We start from the raw sequence: 8,105 nt of genomic DNA, 5'->3' as shown, positions 1-8,105 counted from the left end.
GGCGTGGGCCGAGATCGGCGCCAAGTACAACCTGCAGGGTGCCGAGGGTCTCAAGCACACCGACGTCCAGCTCAAGCAGAACCAGTACCAGCTGGCGATGTACCCGTCGGGTGACTGGCTGGAGAACGAGCAGAAGAAGGACACACCCGAGGGCTTCAAGTACCAGTTGACGCCGGTGCCCGCGGTGACCTCCGGCGACAAGCTGCCGTTCACCGCGGTGTACTCGGCGGCGGCGGAGGGCTACGTGGTCATGGCCCGCAGCAAGAACCCGCGCGGGGGCCTGGAGTACATGCGCCAGATGCTGTCCAAGGCGGGCGCGAAGGGCTTCACCGAGACGGTCAAGGCACCGACCGTCGTGATCGGCGGCGCGGACGGCATCACCTTCACGCCCGGCGTGCAGTCCTCGCAGGACGCGCTCAAGGCGGCCGGCAAGGACGTGTTCAACGTGCTGTTCGACACCTGGTACAAGGACCTCGACAAGGAGGTCCGCACGGCCACGAACGAGCTGATGTTCGGGCGTATCAAGGCCGACGCGTTCGTCGAGCGCATCCAGAAGAAGGCCGACGAGGTCAAGAAGGACTCGTCGGTCACCAAGTTCAAGCGCTGACCGACCCGCCCTGATCGGAGCCAGGAAATGCGGCACGGGAAGTACCCCTTCGTCACGGGGTTCCTCATCGCACCGGTGACGCTGTACGCGATCTTCGTGTTGTCCCCGTACGTGCAGACGATCCGCCTGTCGTTCCACCAATGGCGAGGTTTCACCACGCCGCGGTGGGCCGGGACGGAGAACTTCGAGCGGATGCTTCAGGCCGACCGGTTCTGGCAGGCGCTGGGTCACCACGCCGTGATGCTGGTGTTCCTGCCACTGATCACGATCGCGATCGCGGTGGTCTTCGCGTTCATGCTCAACGTGGGCGGGGCCGGCCGCGGCGGCAGGACCGCCGGCGTCTGGGGCTCGACGTTCTACCGCGTGGTGTTCTTCCTGCCGCAGGTGCTGGCCATCCCGGTGGTGGCGGTGCTGTTCGCGACCGTGTACCGGCCGGACCGGTCGGGCCTGATCAACGGCGTGCTGCTGCGCGCCGGCATGGACGAGCCGGTCGGCTTCCTCATCGACCGCCACCTCGCCCTGCCGTCGATCATCGCGGTGCTGGTCTGGCAGGCGGTCGGCTTCTACGTGGTGCTGTTCTCGGCCGGGATGGCCAACATCCCGGCCGAGATCTACGAGGCCGCCGAGCTCGACGGCGCCTCGAAGGTGACCGTGTTCTTCAGGATCACGCTGCCGCTGCTGTGGGACACGATCCAGACGGCGTGGGTGTACCTGGGGATCCTCGCCTTCGACGCGTTCGCGATCGTCTCGGTGCTGGCGCAGGACAACGGCGGGCCCGACGGCGCCACCACCGTGCTGGGTCTGGAGATCTACAACTTCATGAACATGAGCCGGTACGGCGACGCCACCGCTTACAGCGTCGCGCTGTGCGTGCTGTCGCTGGTGTTCGCCGCCTTCACGCTGCGGGTGAGCCGCCGCGAAACGCACGAGTTCTGAGAGGTCGGACATGACCGCCACCATCGGTCGGCAGCAGGCGCGGGGCGTGCGAGCCGTCGCGCCGGCGCCGCGGAAGCGCCGCAGGCTCACGGGAGCCGGCCTGGTCACCCAGGCGGTGCTGGCAGCCTGGGCGTTGCTGATCATCATTCCGCTGGCCTGGGTACTGCTCGCCTCGTTCAAGGACACCACGGAGATCTTCTCCGCACCGTGGACGCTGCCGGGCCGGCTGCGCTGGGAGAACTGGGGCCGCGCCTGGGTGAAGGCCGACGTGGGCCGGTACGTGCTCAACAGCGTCATCGTGGTGTCGCTGTCGACCGCCGGCACCATGCTGCTGAGCTCGATGGCCGCCTACGTGCTCGCCCGGTACCGCTTCTGGGGCAACCGGCCCGTCTACTTCCTGTTCGTCGCGGGGATCGCCTTCCCGCCGTTCCTCGCCGTCGTGCCGCTGTTCTTCGTCGTCAAGAACTTCGGGCTGCTGAACACCTACACGGGCCTGGTCCTGGTCTACATCGCCTACTCGCTGCCGTTCACGATCTTCTTCCTCACCTCGTTCTTCCGGTCGCTGCCCAACTCGGTGGCCGAGGCCGCGGAGATCGACGGCGCGTCGCACACCCGCCGGTTCTTCGCGGTCATGCTGCCGATGGCCCGGCCCGGCCTGATCAGCCTCACGATCTTCAACCTGATCGGCCAGTGGGGGCAGTACCTGCTGCCCCTCGTGCTGATGGCGGGGGCGAGGGACAAGTGGGTGCTCACCCAGGGCATCGCGAACATCTCGACCAGCGCCGGCTACGAGGCCGACTGGTCCGGGCTGTTCGCGGCGCTGAGCATCTCGATGCTGCCGATGATCGTGATGTACGTGATCTTCCAACGGCAGATCCAGGCCGGGCTGACGGCCGGCGCGGTCAAGTAACCCACGGACCACACCGAAGCGGCGGGCGCGTCCACATCGGACGCGCCCGCCGCGGTGTTCGGCGCCGGGTCAGGCGCCAGGCCGGGCACCGGCTCACCGTGGACGGACCGGCCCCGTCGTGCTGCGCTATGCATGACGCGCCGCCACGCGCCACGCACGGCCGTCCATCACCCGTCAGGCGAGGGCGTAGATCTCCGCGGCGGTGGTCCACGGGTTGCCGTTGACCTCACTGAGCGCACGCAACCGCAGGTACTGCCCGGACTTCGCGGTGAACCGGATCTCCTTGAGGCCGGCGTCGTTGGCGAAGGTGCCCGTGGTCACGGGCGTCCCCCAGGTGACGCCGTCGGTGCTGACGTACACCTCGTACTGGCCGATGCGCCCGTTCGCGGCGCCCGGGCCGGTGTCCTGCCGCGGCAGGTACCGCAGACCGGAGACGGCGTGGCTCGCACCCATGTCGATCTGGATCTCGTGGGGCAACGGCGCGGAACCGCCGGACCACTTGGTGTGCCAGAACGTCGCGGTGTTGCCGTCGAAGGCGTTGGTCGCGGCGCCGTTCTCACCCACGGTCTCCTGGCTGTCGGCGTACCGCAGCGACCATCCGGTGCGGGGGAGGACGACCGCGGCGGGCGTGCAGGTGGTGCTGAGCTGGTGCGCTCCCCGGTCGGGACGGCAGCCGGCGGTGACCGGCCCGCCGAAGAAGTCGCGGCCGCCCGGCGCGGTCATGGCCTGGCCGTTGGCCAGCGCCGGGGATCCGGCACGCAGGCGGTAGCCGCCCGCGTCGCCGATCGACGTGGCCGTGCCGGGGGAGACGAACAACGGATCGGCTGTGCTCTTGTTGGGATCTGCGGGCTCACCGGCCGGGTGCTGGCCGTAGAACACGTTGGAGCCGAACAGGAGCGCCCCGGCGGTGTAGGTCGCCGCGGTGGTGGTCACGTAGAAGACGTTGTTGTACAGCTCCGCGTTGGCGCCGCCCGATCCGTTGCTGTTGTTGATGATCTGAGCCGGCTGGCCGACGAAGAAGACGTTGTTGTAGATCTTCGTGTTGGTGATCTTGCCGCAGATGAGGTCGAAGATCTGCCCCCGGTCGTTCTGGCTGATGTTGTAGCGCACGATGTTGTCCCTGGTCGTCGACCCGCCGCCGTTGCACAGCAGGAGGAAACCGCCCTCGTTGTCGTGGCTGTAGTTGTACTGGTAGATCGTGCGGATGTTGCCCTCGTCCAGGTCGAAGCCCTGCCCGTCGCAGGTGCTGCGGCCGCCGCTGACCTCGTTGAACTGGAACAGCGCGTCGTTGATGTTCCAGCCCCAGATTCCGGCGGCGCAGTTCGTGTCGCGGACCCGGAAGCCGTCGACCCGGTTGCGTTCCACCAGGGCACCCTGGGTGTGGTGCACGACGATGGCGTCGCCGCCGTTGTCGGTGACGGTGTTGCCGCGCACGACGACGCGCGTCTGCGGCAACCAGGCACCGCACGTCGTGCCGCAGTTGGGGTTGGCCAGCTCGGGACGGGTCATCCAGCGGGTCCAGAAGTGGATGCCGTACCGGTCCACCGCGGTGACGGTGTTGTCGCTGACCAGCACGTCGTCGAACCTCGTCTGGACGGTGTTGCCGAGGACCTCGAAGAAGATGCCGGCGCTGGCGTCGTCGTCCTTCTTGCTCTGGTTGCCGTTGACGTCGTGGACGTCCAGGCCGGTGACGCGGTAGTAGGTGCCGGTGCCGGAGTTCTCGCGGACGACGTGCACGCCCCGGCGGGTGGCGGCGGTCGCCCCCTTGTTGCTCACGTTCAGGTTGCGGATCTCCCAGTACTGCTGGTTGTACAGCTTCACCACGTCGACGACGGCGCCGTTGCCGGCGAGGACCGGTTTGGCTCCGGTGCCGTAGGTGTCGATGACGATCGGGGCGCCGGCCGCGCCGGAGCCCTTGGGGAACAGCTGCTGTCCGGCGCAGGTGGTCCCGCGCCTGAGCAGGATGCTGTCGCCGGCCGCGAACGTCCTGGCGTTCACCGGGGCGAAGCTGTTCCACGGGCTGGCCTGGGTGCCGCTGCCGGCCGCGGTGGCGGCGCAGTCGACGTAGTAGGCCGTCGGGGCCGCCGCCGCGGAGGACGGGGCGGCCAGGACCGCGGCGAGCAGCGCCGCGGCCGTCAACGAGGACTTGAACAGGCGCATCGCGGCTCCTGAGGGTGGGCGGTGTGGGGACAGCCGCACTGCGTCGGCAGGGTGCGTTTCGATCGTCACGGCAGCTTCCACCGCTGAGCGATGCCGCCGTTGCAGGTCCAGATCTGCAGGCGGGTCAGGTTCGCGGTGGACGCTCCGGGGTCGTCGAGGCACTTGCCGGAGGCGGGGTTGCGCACCGAGGCCCCACCGGCGGCGTCCCACCGCCACTGCTGGTTGCCGCCGCCGTGGCAGGTCCACAGCACGAGCCGGGCACCGTCGGCCGTGCCGCCGTCGGCGATGTCGACGCACTTGCCGAAGGCCCGGATGGTCCCGTCGTCGTGCAGGGTGAGCTGCTGCGGGGCGCCGCCGTGGCAGTCGTAGAGGATGATCGCGGTCCCGTCGGCGCTGCGGCCCGCCTCGACGTCGACGCACTTGTTGCCGGGCACCCCCGACAGGATCGTCCCCGCCGGCCCCGCGGAGCTCGGCACCGGCCACGGGATCTCGGTCGAGTGGTGGTACCGGATGCCCATCTGGTCCCACCGCGGGCCCTGCGCGGCCAGCCGCGTCCGGAACGACGCCCAGTCGTGCGTGGACCACGGTGACCACCCGAGCTCGGCGAGCGCGGGAAGCCGCGGGAACGCCAGGTAGTCGACGTCCTGCTGCGAGGTGACGCTCTCGGTCCACAGCGCGGCTTCGACGCCCCGGATCGCGCTGTCCGGCACGTTCTCCAGCGTCGCGCCCGGGTTCCAGTCGTAGGCGCGTTGCACGTTGGTGATGCCGGCCCAGGTGAGCCCGATGACGTTCGTGGCGGTGTGCTTGAGGTCGATGTACGCGCGGTTGGCCGGCGACATGATGATGCCGTGCCCGGCCGCGGCCGCGGCGGCGACCGAGGCGTTGGACGTCGGCGTGTTCCAGTACTGCAGCACCGCGCCGGGCTGCAGGGTCGACGCCGAGATCTCGTTCCAGCCGACGGGCGTCTTGCCGTACTTGACGACGGTCTGCTGCGCCCAGGTGACGAACTCCAGGAACTGCTCGTGCGGCGTGCTGTGCGCCTCGTCGCCGCCGATGTGCAGGAACGGGCCGGTCGTCATGCCGGCCAGCTGGCGGATGACCTCGTCGACGAACGGCCGGGTGTCCGGGTCGGTGAGGCAGAGGCTGCTGAAGCCCACCGCGGTGCCGGTGTACGGGGCCGGGGCAACGCCGTCGCAGTTCAGCGGGGCGTGGGAGGCCAGCGCCGCGTTGGTGTGACCGGGCATGTCGATCTCCGGCACGATGGCGACGTACCGGGAGTTCGCGTAGGCGACGAGGTCACGGAACTGGGCCTGCGTGTAGTAGCCGCCGCTCCAGCCGCCCGCGGACGTGCCGGCGCCGGTGCCGGTGAGGTTCGGGTAGCCGGTGATCTCGATGCGCCAGCCCTGGTCGTCGGTCAGGTGCAGGTGCAGGTGGTTCATCTTGTACAGCGCGAGCTGGTCGATGTACCGCTTGACCTGATCGACGGTGAAGAAGTGCCGGGCGACGTCGAGCATGGCGGCGCGGTACGCGTAGCGCGGCTGGTCGATCATCTGACCGCCCGGGATCACCCACGGTCCGGCCTGCACGGCGCGCGCCTCGATCTGGGGCGGCATGATCTGCCGCAGCGACTGCACGCCGGCGAACAGGCCCGCGGGCTGCTGCGCGCGGATGACGACGCCGCCGGCGGTGACGTCGAGCTGGTAGCCGTTCGCCCCGACGGACGCCGGGGCGCCGCTGAGCACCAGGGCGATGCCGCCGGACTGGTTGGCGTCGGACGTGGTCGTGACCGTCAGCGGGAAGCCGGTCGACGGGCGCAGGATGCCGGCGAGGTAGGTCCCGACGGCGCCGGCCGCGGCGTTGCCGGCCCAGGTGTAGATCCGCGTCGAGGCCGTCACCGTGTACGAGACGGCCGGGTTGGCGGTGACCGTCGCCGGCCGCGGGACGACCGTGGAGAACGCCTGGGTGGTGGCGGCCTCGGCGACGGACGGCGTGAGCGGGCCGAGCGCGGCGAGCAGCACCGCCGCCGCGCCGATGCCGGCCAGGCGCCGTCTGGACCGGCGGTCCGGGGGAGTGCCATGGCGGGGAGGAGCGAACATCATCGCTGGGTGCCTTCCGTGCGTGGGGAGTGGGATCCGATGCGCCGTGGTCCGTGGACATCGCCCGGTCACGGAAGGCAGGGCTGAGCGACCCATGACGGCGCCGGCGCAGGGGTGAGGCACCAGTGTTCAGACATCGGATGTCGTACAACGCGAAAATACATGGCGGCGCGTTCGATGTCACGAACCGAAGCCGGCCGATGGGTGCGGCATCGCCGACGCGGGATGCGCGGCTTGACGGCGCCGGAGCGGGCTTCTACGGTGAGGCACCTCAGACGTCGTACATCAGACATCCAATGTCCGCGGAGGCATGATGGAACCACGCATGGGCCGGCGGGCGGTGGCCGCGGCCGGAGCCGCCGGCGCGCTCGCCGCCCTCGTCCCACCCGGGCGCAGCGCCGCCGCGGCCGTCCCGGCCCAGCTGCCGACGCTCGGGGTCACCGACGACTGGGCCGCCGTCCTGGCCGCCACGCCGCGGGTGCAGCTCGCCCCCGGTGCCGTCTACACCCTGGCCGCCACCGTGGCGCTGCCCGACCAGTGCCTGATCGTCGGCAACGGTGCGACGGTCACGGTCGCCGGCGAGCATCTCGGTGCCCTGTCGGTGACCGGGCGCAGCGACGTCACCCTCACCGGCATCCGCTTCCTCGGCCGCGCGGCGAGCCCGGTCAACCTCGCACCGCAGTTCGCCCACGTCGGTGTCCGGATCAGCCGCAGCACCAACGTCCGGCTCCTCGACTGCGACTTCACCAACTGGCGCGGCGCCGGGGTGGCGGTCACCGGATCGGCCGCCGACGACTACTTCGGCTATCGGCTCAAGCTGCGCGGCAACGCCTTCCACCGCTGCTACCTCGGCGTGTCGCTGGCGGACCGGAGCGAGTACTCGCAGCTGACCGCCAACAGCTTCACGTCCTGCCGGCTCGCCGTGTGGAACTCCTCGGGCAACTGGTCGATCGCCGACAACGTCATCGTCGGCTGTCACGGGGCGTACTACTCGTTCGGGCGGACCGGCCCGTACGGTGCGCTGACCGCCGACAATTGGGGGCACGGCAGCGTGACCGGCAACATCGTGAACCACGCCAACGGCGGCACCCCCGGGCGGTGGACGGCCAACCTGGCCTTCCCGATCGGCGGCACCGGCCTCGACCCAGGCCCCGGCGTGGTCGTCGACGGCGTGCTGCCGCCCACGTTCGCCGCCAACACCCTGTGGTACAGCGACATCCGCGCCACGAACCTGCTGGGCACGCGCTGGCTGCTGACCGGATGCACCCTGTCCAACCTCACCGTCGGCTGCACCGGCGCCGTTCCGGTCCACCTTGCCGGCACCCAGTCCGGCAGCCCCGCCGCCATGCCGCTGCTGCAGGGCAACGTCCTGGACCTGTTGCCGCTGTAGGCGCCC

5 protein-coding genes and 1 pseudogene are annotated in these 8,105 nt (G+C 70.0%); 4 read left to right on the top strand and 2 right to left on the bottom strand.

Annotated elements, in window-relative coordinates; all coding sequences use genetic code 11:
* From ABZ321_RS51015 to ABZ321_RS51005, 3 genes and pseudogenes are all read left to right on the top strand, one after another.
* Positions 1-607 (top strand): annotated as a pseudogene (locus ABZ321_RS51015) (sugar ABC transporter substrate-binding protein); the annotation flags it as partial.
* Positions 608-634: 27 nt separating this feature from the next.
* Entirely contained in the window at positions 635-1,543 is a 909-nt protein-coding gene (locus ABZ321_RS51010) for a sugar ABC transporter permease (RefSeq protein WP_354903652.1), read from the top strand.
* A gap of 10 nt (positions 1,544-1,553) precedes the next feature.
* Positions 1,554-2,453, top strand: coding sequence for a carbohydrate ABC transporter permease (locus ABZ321_RS51005; protein WP_344505944.1), 900 nt, complete (start codon positions 1,554-1,556; stop codon positions 2,451-2,453).
* A 174-nt stretch (positions 2,454-2,627) separates the two neighbouring features.
* Here ABZ321_RS51005 and ABZ321_RS51000 read toward each other — a convergent pair whose 3' ends face one another.
* Positions 2,628-4,613 carry a discoidin domain-containing protein gene (locus ABZ321_RS51000; protein ID WP_354903651.1) on the bottom strand — a complete coding sequence of 662 codons (1,986 nt, stop codon included), beginning with the start codon at positions 4,611-4,613 and terminating at the stop codon, positions 2,628-2,630.
* 65 nt (positions 4,614-4,678) lie between these two features.
* Complete coding sequence (locus tag ABZ321_RS50995; protein ID WP_354903649.1) at positions 4,679-6,712, bottom strand: family 20 glycosylhydrolase; 2,034 nt, start codon at positions 6,710-6,712, stop codon at positions 4,679-4,681.
* A gap of 310 nt (positions 6,713-7,022) precedes the next feature.
* Here ABZ321_RS50995 and ABZ321_RS50990 point away from each other — a divergent pair, with 310 nt between their 5' ends.
* Positions 7,023-8,099 (top strand): right-handed parallel beta-helix repeat-containing protein, encoded by a 1,077-nt coding sequence (locus ABZ321_RS50990; RefSeq protein ID WP_344505941.1) that lies wholly within the window; start codon positions 7,023-7,025, stop codon positions 8,097-8,099.
* Positions 8,100-8,105: the final 6 nt, after the last annotated feature.

Source organism: Dactylosporangium sp. NPDC006015 (assembly GCF_040614215.1).
GTDB lineage: Bacteria > Actinomycetota > Actinomycetes > Mycobacteriales > Micromonosporaceae > Dactylosporangium > Dactylosporangium maewongense.
Note: the sequence above shows the minus strand (reverse complement) of the source record. Positions and strands in the feature narration are given on the sequence as shown.

Excerpts from the sequence above, each read along its gene's own strand:
- ABZ321_RS51010 (WP_354903652.1), top strand. The coding sequence starts at position 635 with ATGCGGCACGGGAAGTACCCCTTCGTCACGGGGTTCCTCATCGCACCG.
- ABZ321_RS51005 (WP_344505944.1), top strand. The coding sequence starts at position 1,554 with ATGACCGCCACCATCGGTCGGCAGCAGGCGCGGGGCGTGCGAGCCGTC.
- ABZ321_RS51000 (WP_354903651.1), bottom strand. The coding sequence starts at position 4,613 with ATGCGCCTGTTCAAGTCCTCGTTGACGGCCGCGGCGCTGCTCGCCGCG.
- ABZ321_RS50995 (WP_354903649.1), bottom strand. The coding sequence starts at position 6,712 with ATGATGTTCGCTCCTCCCCGCCATGGCACTCCCCCGGACCGCCGGTCC.
- ABZ321_RS50990 (WP_344505941.1), top strand. The coding sequence starts at position 7,023 with ATGGAACCACGCATGGGCCGGCGGGCGGTGGCCGCGGCCGGAGCCGCC.